The sequence below is a fragment of the Brevibacillus laterosporus DSM 25 genome (genome assembly GCF_002706795.1).
GTDB classification, from domain to species: domain Bacteria; phylum Bacillota; class Bacilli; order Brevibacillales; family Brevibacillaceae; genus Brevibacillus_B; species Brevibacillus_B laterosporus.
Genome location: NZ_CP017705.1, coordinates 4674493 through 4694176, shown reverse-complemented (window position 1 = coordinate 4694176; position 19684 = coordinate 4674493). Strand labels below are relative to the sequence as shown.

Below are 19684 nucleotides of genomic sequence, written 5' to 3'. Positions count from 1 at the left end.
GTTTGTTAAAAACACCTCGTCAAAGAGTATGAATCAAACAAAATGGAAATTTTGTTAATGAAAATGGAGGTATTCACAATGAATAAAACTTTTAAAATGTTAAGTGCTGCTCTGATTACCGCTGTGGTGGCTACGAGCTCCATTTCAGCTTATGCCGCTACTCCACAACAATTACAAACAAACAATGTACTAACAAAACCAGCTTCTAAGCATGCTATTTATGTTAATGGTAAACTAGTAGACCAGAAGATCGACATATACGCAAATAAACAAAATGTACTAATGATACCATTGCGTACAATCGCTGACCAGTTAGGTTATCAGGTTACCTGGAATACAGAAACCAAGAGTGCCGAATTGCAAAAAGGAGCACAATGGACAGCAGTAGCAGTGGGAAAAGATCAATATAGTGTAAATAAAATGTACGTGCAATTAGGATCTGCTCCAGAGTCTAAAGCAGGAGTAACCTATGTACCAGTTTCTTTCTTTGATAAAGTGCTACATCAACAGGTAATTATCGAGAAGGATGGCACCATAAAGATTGGTGAACAAGTTCAAGGGGCTATGAAAAAAGGTAGTATTACTAACATCTCTATTGAAGAAAAAGATGCTTCTATCAAGGGAGCTATTATGGTTAATGGGTTCACAAATGGTGTACGTTTAAACATCACAGATGAGACAAGCATCGTTAATCAGGATGGCAAAGAGTTAACAATAGCTGATTTGAAATTGGGGCAAGAAATTGAAGTTGAGCATGGCTTGGCTATGACTGCGAGCATTCCGCCTATGACCAATGCAGTGAAAATCGTGGTAAATGATAAAATGGCTGATTCAGAGGTTCTAGGAACAGTAGGTGAAGTCGTTGAAGCGAAAACATTGACAGATGGAACGGTTCAGGTAGTGATTAAAGGTGAGAAGCTTAACGACAAATCCTTTGAGATGATTGCATTAAATCTAGCAAAAGATACCCCGATTATCGACGCAAAAGATAATAGCGGATTAAAAGCTGAGGACTTGCGTAAAGGGACAAAAGTCTATGGATTCTATGGTCATATGACAACAAGGAGCCTACCAGCAATTGGGCAAGCGGTGAAAATTATGGTTGAGCAGGAGTCGTTGATTCAGCCTAAATAATGCGTTTAAAGCACTGGTGAATCGTAGCCTAAAAGAGAATGTATATACGAAAAACGCTTGGATTTATGTCCAAGCGTTTTTTTGAGACGGTTTAGAGCATCGTAGGTGTATGAGCTGTCTTCGATTGTTGGTGATTTTGCTGATACAATACTTTAGGGGTTGCCGCTTTCGTCGTACGTGTACGTTTGTTCTCTTGTCGGTGTTTTTTCCTTGCGGATCCGATCCAGTTTATCGTAGCCGAATGTGGAAGCAGATTGGTTCACCGTTGTTTCAACTAGATTTCCAAAAGCCATAATATTGATTTTGTTCTTCCCATGCTTTGTTGTTAGTTTGGAAATGCTGCACGTCTGTTGTCTGGCCAAATGAGTTGAAGCCTTTCTCGATTTTGGTGCCGTTTGGATACTGGGCATGCACGGTATCCCCTGTTGTGGACGTGTCGTACTCATAGGTGATCTTGCCCATTCCTGGATGTTTGACGGATAATATGCGTCCTAGCCCATCATAGGTGTAAGCTGTTGCAGTTCCATCTGGATACACAATCGAGTCAGGGGTATCATCTTCATCCTCGTATCTTTGTTCGTACGTACGTCCAAATGTGGTCATAGAAGTTGGGCGTAAAAAACCGTCATACGTATAGGAAACCTTCGTATCGTTGTTTTGCTGTGTGAGGAGCTGGCGTGTCGTTTGATCGTAGGTATTCTTCTCCGTCTCTACTACTGCCCGATAAGACCTGCAGCGTATCCAGCTCATTGAATGGCGTATAGGTATATTTCCGCGTATTTCCCTTTTGATCCGTATAGCTTGCCAGATTCTCACTCTTGTCATATTCGTAATTCTCTCTGACCTTTTCGGTAGCTGGGTCAATTACAGGAACAATCAAAAAAATCATCCTCATTCTTTACTTGATCTATTTGAAATCCTTCTGAAACCAATTGGTTAGGATTCAGCCCGTGTGATTTTGAGCATGCAAAAAGGGCCCATTCCTCCGCATGCAGAATCTCCCGTTAAAACATTAGTTCTCTTCCACTTTATTATGAAATAGCAAATGACCAGACGTATAATCATATTAAACGACGATTGCTCGAATAAGCAGATTGTTACTTAAATGTGGGTGGGATCTCTAAGTGAACCGTTGATTCTCCCATCAAGATTGAATTTCATTAGTGGTAAAAGCCTCGGAAAACCATAAGATGTCCATTTTCATCCAGAGTGTAAACCTTATCCATAGACCCTTGTGAAACATAAAAAACATAAAGAGATATTTAATATTTCTTTTTATAATTACCTAAAGCAAGCAAAGGCCAAATGTACCGGTAGCTGTGGTAGTGAAAGTAAAAACCGCCGGGTAATCCGGCTCCTGTCGGATAAGAGAGCGTCCAGTCCTGATTTTTTTCGGAGTCAATTAAAAATTGAATTCCACGTTCAATCGCCGGAATTGGCTTTTGGAACACTGAAATGAGGGCATCCACTCCCCACGCGGTTTGAGAAGGTGTACTGGCACCTAAAGAAACATATGTTTTAACAATATCACTCTTACATGACTCTCCCCACCCCCCGTCTTCATTCTGGATTTTTAATAACCACTGTACAGCTTTCTGAATTGTAGGATGTTTAGAAGAGACTCCGACAGCCATTAGGCCGGTAGCAGCTGCCCATGTGCCGTAAATGTAAGAAATGCCCCATCGCCCGTACCAAGAGCCATTGGCTTCTTGGTTGCTTAGAAGCCACTTCACCCCTCTTTGAATCTGGGGATGACTGCTGGTAAATCCTGCATTGTTTCCGAGAAACTCCAAAGTCCTACCTGTTAAATCTGCCGTAGAAGGGTCTGTACTAACTGCGTCTGCTCCATCGAAAGGAAGCCAATTTACTATTCTTTTATCCGTATTTTTCTCAAATGCCGGCCAGCCTCCATCGGCGTTTTGCATCGATAACAGCCAATTGAGACCTCGATCCCATGAATGGTGGAAGGTCGGGTCTGTTTCTCTTAATTTGCTTATTGCTCTTAATGAAGCCGTTGTGTCATCGACGTCGGGATTGATGGTATTGATATCGGAAAAACCCCATCCCCCTGGTAAAACAAAAGGATTTTTCATCATCCAATCACCATATTTATGATGCTGGCGAGAGAGTAAATAGTGGCCAGCGTTTTGAACTGTAGGCTCAGATACAGAGACCCCGGTTCCTTGCATAGCATGAGCCAATAAAGCGGTATTCCAGACCGTTGATGTCGCAATCTGAATATGGAAATGTCCATTGGTCAGGCAAGTCATTGCTTTCAGCCCTGAAATCGCACGGGTGATCACTGGATGATTGGCCGAATATCCAAGGGAAAGTAGAGCGAATATCATAAGAAACGTGGAAGTGAAATAGCTGTACAAGGTTCCATCCGGTTCAATTCTTTCCAGTATAAAGCGTTCAGCCTGACGTAGCGCCATATTATGGATTTGCGACGGAAGGTAAGGAAGATTCTTGAAACCATCCAAGATCGTGTTAAGAAGCGCACGGTATTCATGGGATCGTTGATTTGTCAGATATGGATGGTTGCCCAATGCTGTTGGAAGGTCGTTTTTTCGAAGATCGGACATGTCTGGTGTTCTTTTTGTTTTCATTACGAACTTGCGGTCTGCAACGACCAATATGGGTTCGATGTGTACTCTTGCATATCCGACAAAATCGAAGAAATTGATGGGGAACCAGTGCGGCAGCAGGATGATTTCAACCGGGATTTGAAAGTATCCCTGCCAATGATACTGCCCTGTCAAGGCAAGAAGGATTTTTGTTAGCATACTTGCCTCCGAAATTCCACCTTTGGTTAATATAAACTTCTTTGCTGATTGCATGTGCTCATCCGTTTTCCGGCTGTGCCCTGAAAAAAGCAGGGCATAGTATGCTTCAATGGTTGCAGACAAATTTCCTTCCTCTTCATCATGAAACAGCTTCCAGGCTCCGTTTTTCTCCTGCCTTATGGTAATGCGATCAGCCAAACTTCTAATTAACTCCTCGTCATCAATCATCAAGGTCCGTAATAGGATTATCATATATGCATCGGTTAGTGGTCCGCTTTCCGAACAATAACGCCAGGCGCCGTCAGCTGATTGAGCTTTTTGCAATAGATGGATTATACGTTTAATTTCTAATTCAATTTTTTCTTTCATATTTCAAACATACCTTTCTAAAACCCAAGTGTAATGCCTATATCCACTCTATTCATTTTCAGACGAGGGGTTCTTAAAAGGGAGACGAGAAAGCATGGGAATCCGGATCCTGAAGAAGAAATTTGACTGGTTTAAACAAAGTCAATTTCCGCCTTTTCTTAAAATAAACAAAGAATTGCAGAAGAGATTGAAAGATGTCAACAAGCCTCTCAAGAAAGAAGCTGAATTACCCGAACAAGATCAAATATTGATTCGTCAAATTAAAGAATCTACACGCCGGCTAAACTTGAACAATGTAACGCGGACTACGGCGTATTTTGACTACTATCGAAAACATCCAGAGATACACTGGGCCTTGTTGGGTCACATGGTGTCGCGAAATGGCGGCTGGAATATGACGGATTTGAAGGGAGAGCTTCTGTCAAAATTACTTTCCGACGCGGAACAGAAGGATTATTTTCTGTTTTTGGAGCGCGGCAATTGGTTGATTTTCCAAGATATTTATCCTCAATTTTTGCTGTATGAGGAAAGTTTGAAAAGAGAAGCGAGCTTGTTCTATCTGCTTTCTTTTTTTCATGTATCCGTCTTTATGGAGGTTATGTGGAATCATTTCTGGAAAAATGGAGACCGCTATCTTCTGGCGATTGCCCTAGTCATCAACGAGCAGAGCTATCTGGAAAAAAGGGTGATACAGAATCCCCATTATCAAAAAACGGTTCTGGAAACGAAAGAGTTCAAAGTTCAGGATTTATTGAGTTTAAATCAAATTCTTTTCCCGTGTTGTAACAATATGAACAAGGTTCCCGGGCAGGTACCTGACCTTATCGGACAAACGCTTCATCATTTTGCTTCCCTTCAAGAACGCATATTATTGGGTAAACGATTATATTCAGTGCTTTTTGGCTCTTCTGAAATTCTACAGGGCGTAATAAACTGGGCGGCGGATAATCCGCATACGGGTTCCCGTAAAGATTACTGGCCCCATCTGTTTAACGACGTAAACGAATCTGTGCCATCTATGCCTGGAACTCCCTATAAGAGGCGAATGGATGATTGTCAATTGAAAGCTGGGGCCAATCGATTATTCAGTCCAAAATTACAGTACGCTTGGAAAAATATAGAGCAAGATGAAGCGGAAATCGGGGATTGGTTTGAGGATTGGAAAATCTTAACCTACTTTATCAACCAAGAAAAAAATGTAAATGGGGAGATCTATCATAAATACTGTAAAACACTGGAAAAAATCGAACTTGCGGTCATGGCCAAAACAGCCATCTTTTAGAGAGAAACTTAAATCTTATGTTCCAACAATGATATTTGTTTCTTGGTTGGGAACTTATCTGGATCTCATCTTTGTGGAGAAGCAATTGTATTCTTTTCCTGTGAGACCGTTTCCCGATATTTTTAAAATCAATATTATGTTTACTCTGTGTATATTGCCGATTGTTACAGCTATCTTTCTGAATTGCTTGCAGTCGATGAACTCATGGCAAAGAAAGGGAATCGTCCTGTTTTCCGGCATAATAGCAGCTGGAATTGAACAGATATCTGAAAAACTGGGATGGTTTACCCACAGCAGCGAATGGCGGCATTTTTATTCCTTTTTCGGCTATATCCTATTTATGTGGCTTATTTGGAAATTTCATCTATGGATAATTCATTTATCAAAAGAAGCCCCTCAACAATAATGGGGTTCAAACCAAATATTTTTTCAAAACAAAAAAAGGAACCAACTAATGTTGGCTCCCCCAGGCTGTCGAAGAAAACCAATTTATTAGTTAACCTCAAGCAGTATTGATTGTCTCGTTGACGAAGTGCATAAAAAAAGATCGTTCTCTACCTTAGCTACTCTTAGCGAGGTGAAGAGCGATCTTTTTTATATTCTGTACAGTTGCCGTCAGTAGCACCTGCTCCTGTACATTTGCTTTTCCCCGTAAACGGCTGTAGCGAAGCCCATGCAGTTCTTTGAATCATCAATCTTCAACTACAATATTTGTTGTTTTCCGCTGGCTAAATGCTCCTTCCATTCCCGATATTTACCTTGTCCTTCGTTACTTCCAATGCCATCATATTCACATATTAAAGTATCTTGAATAACACTCCATTTCCCTTTAATTTCATATTTCAAACGAAATGGAAATTCACCATATGTTATTTCGGGACGTGGAGGATTTGATAATAAAGAACTTCCCAAAAATATCATAACCCATGGCCAGACAGTAAAATATGCTATTATCGCAACAAAGACTATTAACACTATAATCATCGTGCGTAAAGAAGTGTTGCTCCTCACTTATATTCTGCTTCCTTTAGCGCCTTTTGGACTGCGCCCATTAAATGGTTTTTTATCCTGTCAATAGCGTTTGTTTGCCAAAACTCAGACCAATGTCCTCTGTACTGTTGAGGCAAATACACCACTTTGTCTATTGGTTTACTGAACCCCACTTCTATAGAATTTAGAATATCACCTTCTACAATAAATGTAGTCATACTGGCACTATAATTGGAAGAAATTATCCCATATGCCTTCAGATTGACGGTTGCAGGATTGAATATGATACTGTTTTTATTTGCTACCACTGCATTTGCCCCTCCTTTCGAGTGCCCAGCCATAGTTATTTCGTTGTTCGAATGATTCATCACAAATTCTTTTGAATTTTCAATTGACGCCTTCATATCTTCTAATGAACCAAAATGCTGTTCGATATTATTTTTCCAGTCACTCAAGCTTGATGCCGTTGTACCTTTATTTACCAGTGCATATTCAGTTGTTCCATTTGCTTTTACTCTTGAATATACTCCCATCACCATATTATCACCACCATTGATGGCATAGTTGAACTTCCACCCTCCAGAAAAATCCCCCGATTGACTATAAATGTGTCCGGCCATTTCAGCAGCTTCCATAGGTGTTGGAATATGCCCACTCGGATCAGCATACCTAAACGGATTATTACTGACATACGTATACCTGTTGAGTGACAAAGGATTATCCACTTGCCCCTTATACGTATCCTCTGTTATAAACCTTCCATCATTTGGATCATAATACCTGGCACGCAGATAAATCAAGCCTGATTCTTCATCATATAGCTCACCCGCATACAAGAACGGATTTGACATCTTTTCCTGCTTGCTCTCTACATTTCTCCATAGGTCGTACTCATACTTATTTAGGGTCTGCCCAGCCTTATCCTTTATTTCTACGATGTCACCGTGGGCATTTGTATAGTAATAGCCTTGTTTTTGGCTTTCCACATCATCGTAGAGTAGTTCACTCCTCAAGATATTACGGGCTTGGAGGTTATTTTTTTCTCTAGCTCTTTCTACAACGTCAAAAAGAAACCCCAGACGAGTAAATACTCGTTTTGGGGTTTCAGGTTCAAATTCGATTATTGTTCTGGAAACGGTATTGGTTTTAAGTCTAGATCGTCCTTTCTTGCCCACCAACGCGAATCAGAACCGTAATAAATATCATATGCCCAAAAATCTTCCAATTCATGATATATTATATGATCGTCACCAAAAAATGAAATTCCCTTCCATTTTTTGTTTACCCTTCCGATTGCCTCTTCTTCCGTGATACCGAAACACTCCCTCATTTTCTTTATGATCTTTTGGCAATATTCGTTTGCATCTTTATCAGTAACAAAGTCAAATTTAATCATCTTCCGACCTCCCTCATTAATTTCCAATTCTAAAACTACCAGCATATGCTTTTCTCAGCCAATTAGCCATTTTTTGAGTGCTAATAGATATTTGGTTTCCTTTTGCGATTAATTTTTTATTTGTTCCTAAAGCACTTGGATTTGCTAAATATGGTCCTTCAACATAATCATAAGAGTTTAATAACTTACCAGCCCGATTGCCTCTTACAAATTCCTCCCATTGTTTACCACCCCATAGACGCAAACCACGAAATTGTTTCATCTCGTCTGGATCAACTGTGAAAAGCATTATTGAGCCTTTTCCACCAAATCTACTATTAACCCAATCAACTGCTTGTTTAGCATCTCTTGTGACGTAAAATCCCTGTCCAAAGTCTAAATTTGCTCGTCCATACTTTACATCAATACCATTGGTTAATATAGATTGTGCTCCAGAGTTACTAGTTGCGTGATATAACGGTATTAATTTCTTTTTGTTTTGTGTGTTCTCGATTGGTACAGCTAAAGGCTTTGTATCCGCTCTTGTTCTTGATTCATGTAAAGCCTTTCCGGTCTCTATTCCAAGAGCAACAGTAGCTAGTGTAACTACTGCACCTGCTATATACGTTACCGCCGCGGCCTCACCTATGCAAGCATCCCATACACAATTCCCAGTAGGATCAACATTCCTCACAGGATTGTTATGCACATACGTATACTGATTCAAACTAAGCGGATTATCCACTTGCCCCTTATACGTATCCTCTGTTATAAACCTTCCATCATTTGGATCATAATACCTGGCACGCAGATAAATCAAGCCGGATTCTTCATCAAATATCTCACCCGCATACAAGAACGGATTGGACATCGTTTCCTGCTTGCTTTCCACATTTCCCCAGAGATCATACTCATACTTATTCAGGGTCTGCCCGGCTTTATCCTTTATTTCTACGATGTCACCGTGGGCATTTGTATAGTAATAGTCTTGTTTTTCATCCTTCACATCATCCCGGTAGAGAAGCTCGTTCCCCCAGATGTTACAGGCTTGGAGGTTATTTTTTTCATCTAGTGCTTTCTACAACGTCAAAAAGAAACCCCAGACAAGCATGATTGCTCGTTTGGGGTAAAAACATAGTCTAGTATAAGGTCAGGTAATCATCATCAATTTCTCCAGATAAAGTGAATACAAGTCTGTACGAACCAACTCCTTTTTCCTGATAAAAAATCCGAAGGTTTGTTACTACACGAGTGTAATTACACTCAGGCCAGTTTCCAAGTGATAATGAAACAGTATCAATGAATACATCTAGATACTCAGGGTTATAGTTAGTAAAAAACATACGAAACTCCTCGGGATCGTCTACACGATAGCTTTCAAATGCTTCCCAAAAGGATTTAATGGAGCGCTCTTCTATTTTATTGGATAGACACCACTCTTTTAACGTTTTAATATTCATTATATTTTCTTGCTCCTTTTAATGTTTTCCTTTATCAAACCTATCAAATATAATACGTCCAGACTTCGAATCAAAGTTACCGTAGATACGCCAATCACCGTACTGCCCCTTAACTTTAACTTCATATTTATACCATTTTTTTCCTACTCCTATTCCCTTACCAGAAAGCATCTTAATCCCATTTTCACCTTTACCTCCGACTATGCCCTTATTCATTGCATCTACAAATTTTTGAACTCCTTCCTTACCAAACTTATTTCGAACTTCATTATAAACCTCATGTTTAATCCAACCCTGACCTATATTCTTAGAGAAAAATTGCAAATCCATTTTAATAAAAGTAGTAGTAGTTTCTTGGGCAGCCTTTTTGGCTCCAGCTTTGATTGCTCCTTTTACTAGCCCCCCAACACCTGAAATGTAAGTAAATGGATCTTCAAATCCTTCTAACACTCTTACTCCATCATTAGACATTTCATACTCAAATATATCTATTTTTCTACCGTTTTCTTTAATAATACTTCCATGGTGATCACTATCATAGCTGGATTTACTGCCCGTGTTATTACATGAACCTGGGTGTGCCCACCTTCCATCCTTAGATTCGCACCAATTCCCAGTAGGATCAACATTACTCACAGGATTGTTATGCACATACGTATACCGATTCAACGACAACGGATTATCCACTTGCCCCTTATACGTATCCTCTGTTATAAACCTTCCATCATTTGGATCATAATACCTGGCACGCAGATAAATCAAGCCGGATTCTTCATCAAATATCTCACCCGCATACAAGAACGGATTGGACATCGTTTCCTGCTTGCTTTCCACATTTCCCCAGAGATCATACTCATACTTATTCAGGGTCTGCCCGGCTTTATCCTTTATTTCTACGATGTCACCGTGGGCATTTGTATAGTAATAGCCTTGTTTTTCACCTTTCACATCATCGCGGTAGAGCAGTTCATTCCCCCAGATGTTGCGGGCTTGCAGGTGATTCTTGTCATCCAACTCCTCCATCACGTTGCCGTTTAGATAGACATAGTGAGTTGTTTTGCCGTTTATTTCTTTACTTGCTCTAAGCTCACCCGGATAGTATGTGTAGGTGCTTTCTTTTCCGTTCTTTGTATAGGTTTGAAGACGGTTGAGAGCATCGTAGGTGTACGAACTGTCTGCAATCGTTGGAGATTTTGCCGTCAAAATACTTTGGCGGTTGCCCCGTTCATCATACGTGTAGGTTTGTTCTCTTGTCGGTGTTTTTTCCTTACGAATCCGATCCAGTTTATCATAGCCGAACGTGGAAGCAGATTGGTTTATCGTTGTTTCAACAAGATTTCCAAAGCTATTAAATTGGTTTTGCTCTGTCCATGCTTTGTTGTTAGCTTGGAAATGCTGCACGTCTGTTGTCTGACCAAATGAGTTGAAGCCTTTCTCGATTGGTGCCGTTTGGATACTGGGCATGCACGGTATCCCCTGTTGTGGACGTGTCGTACTCATAGGTGATCTTGCCCATTCCTGGATGTTTGACGGATAATATGCGTCCTAGCCCATCATAGGTGTAAGCTGTTGCAGTTCCATCTGGATACACAATCGAGTCAGGGGTATCATCTTCATCCTCGTATCTTTGTTCGTACGTACGTCCAAATGTGGTCATAGAAGTTGGGCGTAAAAAACCGTCATACGTATAAGAAACCTTTGTATCGTTGTTTTGCTGGGTGAGGAGCTGGCGTGTTGTTTGATCGTAGGTATTCTTCTCCGTCTCCACTACTTTTTTGCCCGATAAGACCTGCATCGTATCTAGCTCATAGAATGGCGTATAGGTATATTTCCGAATATTTCCCTTTTGATCCGTAAAGCTTGCTAGATTCCCACTCTTATCATATTCGTAATTCTCTTTGACCTTTTCGGTAGCGGGGTCAATTTCGCGCAGTTTCCATGAGAGACCATTGTATACATAACGGGCTGTCTCCTTGTCATTTTCAAAGGTACTCATCAGGTTCCCGTTTGCATCGTATTGGAATTTATATACGTTCTTCTCCGGGTCTTTCACATAGATGGGTTCTCCTCGCAGATCATGCTTATAGTCCCAGCTACGTTTTTCTCCCTGTTCGTTTGTGATCTGCTTGTGCGTTGGATTTCCGAATCGATCATACTGCATCTGAGTTTCCGTTGATAACGTGCCGTCTGCCGTATGAACCATATTGAAGACCATGCGTCCATAGAGATCATAAAGCTGTGTGGTTTCTAATCCATTTGGAGCAATTGTTTTTTCTACCGGAGTTATCAAACTGCTATCCTGAGCCTGATTGGCGTATTGCATGGTGGTCGTGCGTTTCAGCGCGTCTGTGACAGCCTTTAAGGTTCCATCACTGTGATAGCTGTATGTGGTTCCTCTTTCTTTTTTCCCATACGGATACGTCGCTACTAATTGTTTTCCATCCTCTGCATAGGTGTTTTCCACGAGAGTGCGTCGATTTCCTTGCCTATCCACCTCTACAGAAAATACGACTTCTCCAGCAGGTGTATACGCTGTGATCAGGCCCGTTTTATTAGGTAGCGTTTTAATCACTTTGCGCTCACTGTTTGTATACGAATATGTTGTTTCCCGATTATCGCCCTCTGCGGAAATAAACATTTCTTTTTGAATCCGGCCAAGCTCGTCGTAGAAATACCCTACTATGCTCTCATCAGGAAATTGTTTTGTTACTACGAAATCTAAATCGTCATACCTATAGGTAAAGGAATACGTTTCTAACGAGTTTTCTCCGTTATATACCGTAATTTGTTCCGTCGAGACATGTAGATCATTCTTGTCATAGGTAAAGGTCTTCGAGAAATGTGAGAATTCATCACTTGCCCCAAATTGAACTTCTATGAGAGAAATAGGCAGCTTTTTGTCCCCATACTTGTACGTACGAAGAAGCTTATCTTCATATTCCTGACCTGGATATTTGGCTGTAATGGTCTCCGATTCCAGTAGATGATCCCGATTATAAACATATTCTTATTTCTTGGCATGTCCATCTCCAGCAACTTGTTCGATAAGAACAGGCAGTCGCAATGTCCCTACTTCTTTATAAGTAAAGTTGGTGGTCAAACCATTCGGGTCCTTTTGCTCTGTGATATCCCCATTTTGGTCATACTCATAGATCGTCTCATTTGCTAAGGAAGAAAGATTTTCTATCTTATCGCGTTTATCGATCTGAGGTTCAAATAAATACTTCTTAGCTTCTCCATCTGGTAGGTTATCTACGAAATGATAGACATACGATGGCTTCGTTTTAATCCCTTCATAGGCGTAGCTGGTATAACTCACCGGGTTATATCGATAGTTTTGCCCCTTTGCTTCCATCTGTTCGGATTGCTCTTTAGGACTTGTCTTCTTCTCAAGAACCAAATTAAATTGTTCGTTCTCATTAATCCGATAGGTTCTTTCCGTCGATTGCGAGGAAAAGCTATTGGTTTCTTCGATTGTCACAACGTCTCCCTGGCGTAGCGGATGGTTACTCAAACGTGTAATACCAGACTTAGGAGTCTTCCAAATCTCTTTTGTCGGCTTTCCTTGATTGGTGAATTTGTAATAATAAATAAAGCTTTTTCTTTCGGTATCCCCGAACAAGGAGGACGCTTGATCATAGCTAAATCGAACAGAGGTAACCGGATGGTACGTATAGTAGAATATGGCTTGATTATCCTGATAAAGCCTAATGACTCCACGTTCAAAAGGATTGACAGGCTCGGGATTATAGGTGCTGTAGGTATAATCCACTGTTACTCCCTGTGTAGGATACTCTACCTTTTGAAGTAATAGGTATTCAATAAATTCCCGTTTTTGCTTGTCTTTTGCTAGATATGCTTCCGATTCAAGCTGATCTGGCTTCACGGCCGCGTTATTTTCTTTTGGCAATTCGTATGATTTGATGTAATTGTATTCCGCAGTCGCTGTTTTATAGTTATATCTAGCAATCGTAGTTGATTTCCCGTCTTTTACTTCTTCTACGCTCTCTAGCTGCTGTGTATTGTTCGGGTCTCTATAATGATATCTAAGCTCTTTGATCAGGTTATTTTTTTGGTTATACACCTTAAGGGAATCAATCATTCTTTCCTTCCCATAACCAATCTCCACTCTTCTCCCGACTGTATCAATAATCTCAATCGTATTTTTGTAATCTGGAATCTTGTACGTAATTTTATCTCCATAAATATTTTGCTTTTCAACAAGATACGTACTCTCTTTTTCCATATATTCAATGGAGTATGAATAGCCATCTTTTGCAAAACCTAAATCTCTGTTCGTCATAATAGAAGGTAATTTTATATTACGGTAGGGAAGTTTTTTACTGCTATCAATCGTACTCCAATCATCCCCTGACATAATAAACTGGGAAACAGGGTGTTTCGTATTTTTCGCTTCATAAAACTGTTGGTTACTATAATCATGTACGGCAATCCCTAATTCCTTTGTTACCTCTTCAAAGGTTGGAAGATTAAAGCTCCAGCCCGTTCCTACCGTATGCGGTAAAGTACCGGCTTCTCTTACAATGTAGGTTCGATTCTCTTTCGCTGTTTCACTATATTCGAACCCCGGAGCCGTTATCTTACTAGACAGCGAGTTATATCGTCGCTGGATTACCAGATCCATTCCATGCTTTCCTTCAAGTGTTACATCTGTTTCTAGCATGTTCGAAGTTAGATAGATATCATCTACTGGATTTTCCACCTGATTGGTAAAGTAACGAATAGGCTGTTCCGTTTCTGTAAAGTGCATGCTTGGGCTTGAGGCAGAAGCTAATGCCATACGCTTTACTCTAGCTTTTGGTTTATCCTTGTCTCTCCACTCCTGCAGGCGTGAATGACACTAGGGGCATTTTGCTCTAACAGTTTTACTTTTTCCGCTGATATGTTGGAAATTTGGCCCATGACCTGTTCATCATTCCACGCATACAGCTGATTCATCTCTTCTTCTGTCAAAAGCTGATGCACATCGGTATAATAATAGGCAACGATTTGTAAAAGTGTGCGATCCCCCTGATCAAAAAGCTGTTGAACAGACGCAAGCGGAAGCTGTTCCCACTTCATTTGGGCTATTTGTTCTTTTGTTACATCGACTTTAGTAGATGTTGGTTCTTTTTTCTGTTTTTCTACCTTTTTCTGTTCCTCTATGATCCAATCTTTTGTATCCTTTTCATTTGTGTCTCTGCTTATTTCCTCGTTTTTCACTGGCGCATCTGTTGCTCCCACAACATTTACGTTCGTGAATAACCCAGTCCAAAGAATGGCTACACATAAGAAAGGGGAAACCCATTTTCTATACATAAATTCCTCCCAAACCCTTACTTTATTCCTGTACTATTTTTTTCGTTAGTAGATTTCCATTTTCATCGTATAGATAGCGAATGATAACCGTTCCATCTTTTTTGATAGCGATTAATTGATTCTGCTCATTGTATTCGTACTCATACAAGGCTGCGATATTGTTCTCACGGAAAGCAATCGTGAAGGCACCGCTCTTTGTTTCAGCAGTTGCACCAACAATACAATTCTTATCTATTTTCAGAATGAGGTTGTCCACTGGCTTATCATGGACCTTGGCTCTCCCATTCAATTGGATGGTTATCTGATTGTCTGAATCACGTTTTGTCGATATCGTTAATCCTTGTGGTAAATTTTCAATCGTGATTCCGCTAGAGAGATCTTTTTCAAAAACTCCCTGCTTGAGATACACGATTAAAGGTGTAGCAATGCTACCATCGTTTTGACTTGACTCCTGAAGTACATTAGTAGATAGGATTAGCTGCGGATTCGTCACGGTACCTGGTATCTGGACCTTCAATTCATCGCTGAGTAACGATACGGTTAAGGATTCAAAAATAACGACGACCTGATAATGATATTGCATACCAGGCTGTACATTCTTATCTATATACTTATTCTCGCTTACATTTTTGGGATTCTCACCATTTCGGATCACTGTATATGATAGAATAGAATCGTTTGGTTTTACGACAGGGTCCCATGTTAAGGTAACTTCATTCGAGCTAACAGATGATGCTACGAGATTAACCGGCTTCGTGGTAAGTTCATGTAAGCTTCGATAAACCTCTCCCTTGTAAATCACATCGATATCAGCGTACTTATCCTCATTTTTTCCGCCACAACCGATGAGAATATAACTGTCCTTCTTTATATACCCACTGTAGTTATCCTTATCCTGATAGGTAATTCGGCTAGGTGCCTCTCTGAAAGCAGATTCCTCTCTAATTGCACAGGATGTATCATCATAAAACTGTTCTTTCTTATAGATTTGGACCGATTTTTTATAGGGAATGGGAACCGCGACATTACTTGGCTCGGAACGTCTACCTGCTATATCAATCGCTCGTACCACATAGCTATAAACCAAGGGGTCTTGATCACTATCCGTAAACGTAGTCGTTTTTGTAATAGCAATGCGCTTTCCATTTCGATAGATTTCATAACCTGCTAAAGCAACATTGCTTTTCGAACCAGTCCAGTTGATGACCATTTTTTTATCATCCGTTTCAAATGCTTTCAAAAGACCGGGTCTTGTTGGCGGCTCTTCCTCTTCTAAAATCGATCTTTTCTTGCGAAGCGAGACCTTAGGTTGATTTGTAGGCTGCTCGTCCCCTAGTTCAAAATGCTCAAGGGTAAGCGGGGAACGTTCAATGTTCCCACTGTATTCAATGCTGAGAATCACTGTTTTTTGATCGTCTTTATCTAGTACAGTAGCGAAGTATTTTCCTTTAACCAGCTGACCCCTATATTGGTTGTCGTTATAAGTAATCTCTGGCGCAGCAGCTTCATACATCGATTTCTCTATTTCGATAAGTTTACTTGGATCAAGCTCTTCTTGTGGTAATGTTCGTTCAGACGTAAGAGAAATGGTAACAGCTTGTTTTGTCTCTTGTTCTTGCAGAATTTTTTCCACGGTCTCTTTTTCAAGCGTTACCTCATTTTCTTGAGTAAGCTGAGAGGAAACGGAAGATTCAATTTCCGGTATAGAAATGAGATCGGAGTTTGTTTGAGGCTCTTGGGTCTGTTGTTTTTGCTGGTTTTCTTGATCCGGTTCTACCCCAGATTCTTTCTCCGGTTTTTGTTCAACTGTTGAATCCGTGTTTTCTGAAAGTGCTGTCGTTTCTGGTGTAGCTAGAGAAGAAGGATCAGAGCTAAGCGTCTTTTCCTTCGCAGGCTGTAAAATTTCCTCTGTTTTCCTTTGTTCCAACGTCTGGCTTGTCGTTGGTCCTAACGGTATTGCTTGATCTGTTTGCTCTAAGGCAATTACTTCACCTCCTGGCAAGATACTGATACACAGCGTGATTATCAATAACCCTGCTGTCCACTTTCTAAAATTGTTGTACATACGAGAAATTTACCTCCCATTTCCAAATTGGCAAAACATAGCTATCTTATAATGAAAGCTGGATAGTAACAAGGGTATTCATGTAGTTAATTTATTCCATTATAAAAAAACTAATGACATTCCCCTCTACCTCCCTATAAAGCGATATTTTACCATGTTGTTCTACGATTTCCGTTTAATAATTTTATTCGCAACAGTCATAAATTTTTCGACAAAAAAAGAACGCTAGTTGGTCTTACCCCTGTCAAGTAGACAGTATTAAAAAAGCCTAAGCAGCCAGTGTGTTTCGGTATTCCACCGGAGCACACTGGTTTAATTTTTTCTGGAATCGTTCATGGTTATAAAACCATATGTATTTTTTTATGGCTTGAAAGAGTTCTTCTTCTGTTTTACACTCAGAAAAGTACAATGTCTCAGTTTTGAGATGCGAAAAAAAGATTCAATGCAGGCGTTATCGAGGCAGTTTCCTTTGCGAGAGTGGTTGCCTTTTAGCTCCTTCATCAACCGGTATACTCGTTTGTGATTCACATTCCATCCTTTCTTTCTTAATGCAATTTGCATTCTTGGATATCCGAAGTATGGATGAGCTTGGTGGATCGCTATTAGATGTTCCTTCAGATTTTGATTCTGCTCTTGTCTGAATGATAGTTTTCCTTTTGCGTTGAGCCATTTGTAGTAACCGGATCGAGACACTCTCGCCATTTCCACTAACCAAGTAAGGGGATATTTTTTACGCAGCTCATTTATGATTAAAAACCGATTTACTTTCCATACCTTCCCCCCAGATGCAGATTCGGATTGCGCTTTTTTAGGTATTCTACCTGCGCTTTAAGATAATCTCTTTCTTCTTCCACAGTAGCAAATTTGGTGCGTGGACGACCAATAAAAGGGTGGTCACAAGAACGGCTCTTCCCTCGTTTATCCATAACCCCTTCTCCGCTATTGAACTTTCGAACCCACTGCTTAATCTGAGTTGAACTTGGTATTCCTAATGCTTTAGTTATCGCTTTATAGGACATCCCTCTTTCTTGATACAAATTTACAGCCTTCAGCTTAAACTCCTCGGAATAACGTTTGAATTTTTGACCTTTTTTAGCCATAGGAAAATCCCCTCCAAGTAGAGTGTACCAACCACCGTCAGGTGGGCGGGCTTTTTACACTGTCTACTCAAAGGGGATGATATCAGAGAAGGTCGTTTTTTGATTAAACTTAATTTCCTGTTTGAGAGCTTTGACTAACAATTTGGCTCAAAGACTCGTTTATTGGTGTAGCAGAGCGACCAAGTAATTTTTCTAAATCGTTGCTCTCTATCTCTAATTCACCATCTCGAATGCCTTTTTGCATGTTTACGAGCATAGGAAGGTAGGCTTCTGGTACCCCTGCACCTTTCATCATATCGGCATAAGTAGCATCATCGACTTGTTGTACAGGGACTTCTTTACCTAATACAGTTCCAAGAGCAGATGCTAATTCCTCTTGAGTCATTAGCTTACCGGAAAGCTCGTAAACTGTATTCTCGTGTCCTTTCCCAGTTAATACATTTGCTGCTGCCTCCGCATAATCTTGTTGAAGTGCCCAACCTACTTTTCCAGTTCCAGCAGATGTAACCCAAGGTACTCCTGCAATCGCACCTTGTATGCTTCCAATTTCATTTTCCAAATACCAATTGTTTCGTAAAAACGAGTATGGGATGTCTGTTCTCAAAATAGCTTCTTCTCTAGCTCGATGAGCTGGAGCAAGGAATAAGTTACTTTCACTTGCATTTGTTACACTAGTATAAGCAATAAATTTAACTTGAGCACGTTGAGCAGCAGCTACAGCATTAGCATGCTCTCTAATGATTGTTTCATCATCCCCAACCGTAGATATAATGAAAAGTCGATCAATTCCTGAAAAAGCAGAATCTAATGTTTCTGGTTGATCAAAATCTCCTTGTCGAACTTCTACTCCGCGAGCTCGTAATCCTTCTGCTTTCTCTTGATTTCGAACACTAACAACTAATTGACTCGCTGGTACAGTTTTTAATAACGTTTCTACAACTTTTGATCCTAATTTCCCTGTTGCACCTGTAACTAATATTTTCATTTTCTTTCCCTCCAATTAAATTTTCATATTGAATTATGAAGCTTAGGTATATACTATATCCACAGTCACAATAACAAAAGTAGGCATTTTTTTATGACATAGTCACAAAAATAGTACCATTATGAGAGAGAGGGAAAATACAATCAATGGCTCGATTTAATTTTCAAGGAGAACCACCTCCGGAAGAACAAGAAGAAGTATGCTCTTTGACACTTACGCAAAATGTAATTGCTGGAAGATGGAAAATTATTATTTTATGGTATCTAAGTCGGCGAACAAGAAGATTTAACGAACTTCAGAGGTTGTTACCGGGCATTTCAAAAGGAATATTGACAAGACAACTGAGAGAATTGGAAGAGGACGGAATGGTTCACAGAGAAGTGTATAAAGAAGTTCCTCCTAAAGTAGAATACTCGCTAACAATACAAGGGAAAAGCTTTATACCAGTATTGGACATTATGGGAGAGTGGGGTAAAAAATATATGGAGAAAAAACAAAAGGAACAAAATTAGTCCACACCAAGTTAATAAAAAAGGGCTATAGTATAGGCAGGAATTCTCAGCCAACCGATGAAATGAGCCAAAATATCAAGATTTACTTCGTGATATCTTAATCCACACTCCTCTAGAAATTGAAAGTAGCGCTTTAGATGGTAACAGTATGATTTTAGTGTGTTTTCAGCCTTTCCAATGTTATCTAAATACTTTATATATTTTGCAACAGGAATGACAGGATACCCTCACTTGTCAATTAAAAGATATCTTTTCTTTTCATGAATGAGAACTTCTTGTAGTTTCATCATTACCACCCCCTGATTTC

General features: G+C 40.0%; 17 protein-coding genes and 4 pseudogenes. 4 read left to right on the top strand and 17 right to left on the bottom strand.

All coding sequences use genetic code 11. The features are described 5' to 3' along the window. Positions 1-78: 78 nt before the first annotated feature. Complete coding sequence (locus BrL25_RS22285; RefSeq protein WP_018674236.1) at positions 79-1134, top strand: copper amine oxidase N-terminal domain-containing protein; 1056 nt, start codon at positions 79-81, stop codon at positions 1132-1134. A gap of 270 nt (positions 1135-1404) precedes the next feature. Here the strand turns inward: BrL25_RS22285 and BrL25_RS26605 are convergent, their stop codons facing one another. Both BrL25_RS26605 and shc read right to left on the bottom strand, forming a co-directional pair. Continuing rightward, positions 1405-1959, bottom strand: a complete 555-nt coding sequence (locus BrL25_RS26605; protein WP_026315368.1) for a hypothetical protein — start codon at positions 1957-1959, stop codon at positions 1405-1407. A gap of 437 nt (positions 1960-2396) precedes the next feature. Beyond that, positions 2397-4289 carry a squalene--hopene cyclase gene (shc, locus tag BrL25_RS22275; protein ID WP_018674237.1) on the bottom strand — a complete coding sequence of 631 codons (1893 nt, stop codon included), beginning with the start codon at positions 4287-4289 and terminating at the stop codon, positions 2397-2399. 94 nt (positions 4290-4383) lie between these two features. Here shc and BrL25_RS22270 point away from each other — a divergent pair, with 94 nt between their 5' ends. Together BrL25_RS22270 and BrL25_RS26415 are read left to right on the top strand one after the other, a co-directional pair. Next, the gene (locus tag BrL25_RS22270; RefSeq protein ID WP_018674238.1) at positions 4384-5571 is read left to right on the top strand and encodes a DUF2515 domain-containing protein; all 1188 of its coding nucleotides are present in this window, start codon (positions 4384-4386) and stop codon (positions 5569-5571) included. Continuing rightward, positions 5492-5977, top strand: a complete 486-nt coding sequence (locus BrL25_RS26415; RefSeq protein WP_035312417.1) for a CBO0543 family protein — start codon at positions 5492-5494, stop codon at positions 5975-5977. Before BrL25_RS22270 ends, BrL25_RS26415 begins: the two co-directional genes overlap by 80 nt. A 153-nt stretch (positions 5978-6130) precedes the next feature. On the opposite strand, the pseudogene BrL25_RS24980 reads toward BrL25_RS26415, so the two are convergent. The 14 genes and pseudogenes from BrL25_RS24980 to BrL25_RS22220 all read right to left on the bottom strand — a co-directional run. Continuing rightward, positions 6131-6256, bottom strand: a pseudogene (locus tag BrL25_RS24980) (transposase); the annotation flags it as partial. Positions 6257-6273: 17 nt separating this feature from the next. After that, positions 6274-6582, bottom strand: coding sequence for a hypothetical protein (locus BrL25_RS22260; RefSeq protein ID WP_018674240.1), 309 nt, complete (start codon positions 6580-6582; stop codon positions 6274-6276). Then, positions 6579-7574 (bottom strand): RHS repeat domain-containing protein, encoded by a 996-nt coding sequence (locus tag BrL25_RS26320; protein WP_335637760.1) that lies wholly within the window; start codon positions 7572-7574, stop codon positions 6579-6581. The genes BrL25_RS22260 and BrL25_RS26320 overlap by 4 nt, the downstream gene beginning before the upstream one ends. 107 nt (positions 7575-7681) lie before the next feature. Then, complete coding sequence (locus tag BrL25_RS22250; RefSeq protein WP_018674241.1) at positions 7682-7957, bottom strand: hypothetical protein; 276 nt, start codon at positions 7955-7957, stop codon at positions 7682-7684. Between the two features lie 16 nt (positions 7958-7973). Next, positions 7974-8354 (bottom strand): annotated as a pseudogene (locus tag BrL25_RS26670) (DUF3990 domain-containing protein); the annotation flags it as partial. 249 nt (positions 8355-8603) lie between these two features. Further along, a pseudogene (locus tag BrL25_RS26600) lies at positions 8604-9008 on the bottom strand (RHS repeat-associated core domain-containing protein); the annotation flags it as partial. A gap of 67 nt (positions 9009-9075) precedes the next feature. Continuing rightward, positions 9076-9396 carry a hypothetical protein gene (locus tag BrL25_RS22240; RefSeq protein ID WP_018674242.1) on the bottom strand — a complete coding sequence of 107 codons (321 nt, stop codon included), beginning with the start codon at positions 9394-9396 and terminating at the stop codon, positions 9076-9078. Positions 9397-9414: 18 nt separating this feature from the next. Continuing rightward, positions 9415-10860, bottom strand: a complete 1446-nt coding sequence (locus BrL25_RS25965) for an RHS repeat domain-containing protein (protein ID WP_026315371.1) — start codon at positions 10858-10860, stop codon at positions 9415-9417. Continuing rightward, positions 10778-12034, bottom strand: coding sequence for an RHS repeat domain-containing protein (locus BrL25_RS25960; RefSeq protein ID WP_026315372.1), 1257 nt, complete (start codon positions 12032-12034; stop codon positions 10778-10780). The genes BrL25_RS25965 and BrL25_RS25960 overlap by 83 nt, the downstream gene beginning before the upstream one ends. Before the next feature lie 369 nt (positions 12035-12403). Beyond that, on the bottom strand, positions 12404-14197 hold the full coding sequence (locus tag BrL25_RS25955; RefSeq protein ID WP_026315373.1) for a hypothetical protein: 1794 nt from the start codon (positions 14195-14197) through the stop codon (positions 12404-12406). A 5-nt stretch (positions 14198-14202) separates the two neighbouring features. Beyond that, a complete protein-coding gene (locus BrL25_RS25950) occupies positions 14203-14715 on the bottom strand; it encodes a hypothetical protein (RefSeq protein ID WP_026315374.1) in 513 nt (170 codons plus the stop codon). 22 nt (positions 14716-14737) lie between these two features. Next, positions 14738-16780: a fibronectin type III domain-containing protein gene (locus tag BrL25_RS22230; RefSeq protein WP_018674243.1), complete on the bottom strand. Its 2043-nt coding sequence runs from the start codon at positions 16778-16780 to the stop codon at positions 14738-14740. A gap of 268 nt (positions 16781-17048) precedes the next feature. After that, a pseudogene (locus BrL25_RS22225) lies at positions 17049-17880 on the bottom strand (IS3 family transposase). Between the two features lie 109 nt (positions 17881-17989). Continuing rightward, the gene (locus BrL25_RS22220) at positions 17990-18865 is read right to left on the bottom strand and encodes an SDR family oxidoreductase (protein WP_018674245.1); all 876 of its coding nucleotides are present in this window, start codon (positions 18863-18865) and stop codon (positions 17990-17992) included. A gap of 146 nt (positions 18866-19011) precedes the next feature. Between BrL25_RS22220 and BrL25_RS22215 the strand changes: the two genes are divergently transcribed. Then, positions 19012-19377 (top strand): winged helix-turn-helix transcriptional regulator, encoded by a 366-nt coding sequence (locus tag BrL25_RS22215; RefSeq protein WP_018674246.1) that lies wholly within the window; start codon positions 19012-19014, stop codon positions 19375-19377. Positions 19378-19388: 11 nt separating this feature from the next. Here BrL25_RS22215 and BrL25_RS25945 read toward each other — a convergent pair whose 3' ends face one another. Further along, positions 19389-19556 carry a hypothetical protein gene (locus BrL25_RS25945; RefSeq protein WP_236847730.1) on the bottom strand — a complete coding sequence of 56 codons (168 nt, stop codon included), beginning with the start codon at positions 19554-19556 and terminating at the stop codon, positions 19389-19391. Positions 19557-19684: the final 128 nt, after the last annotated feature.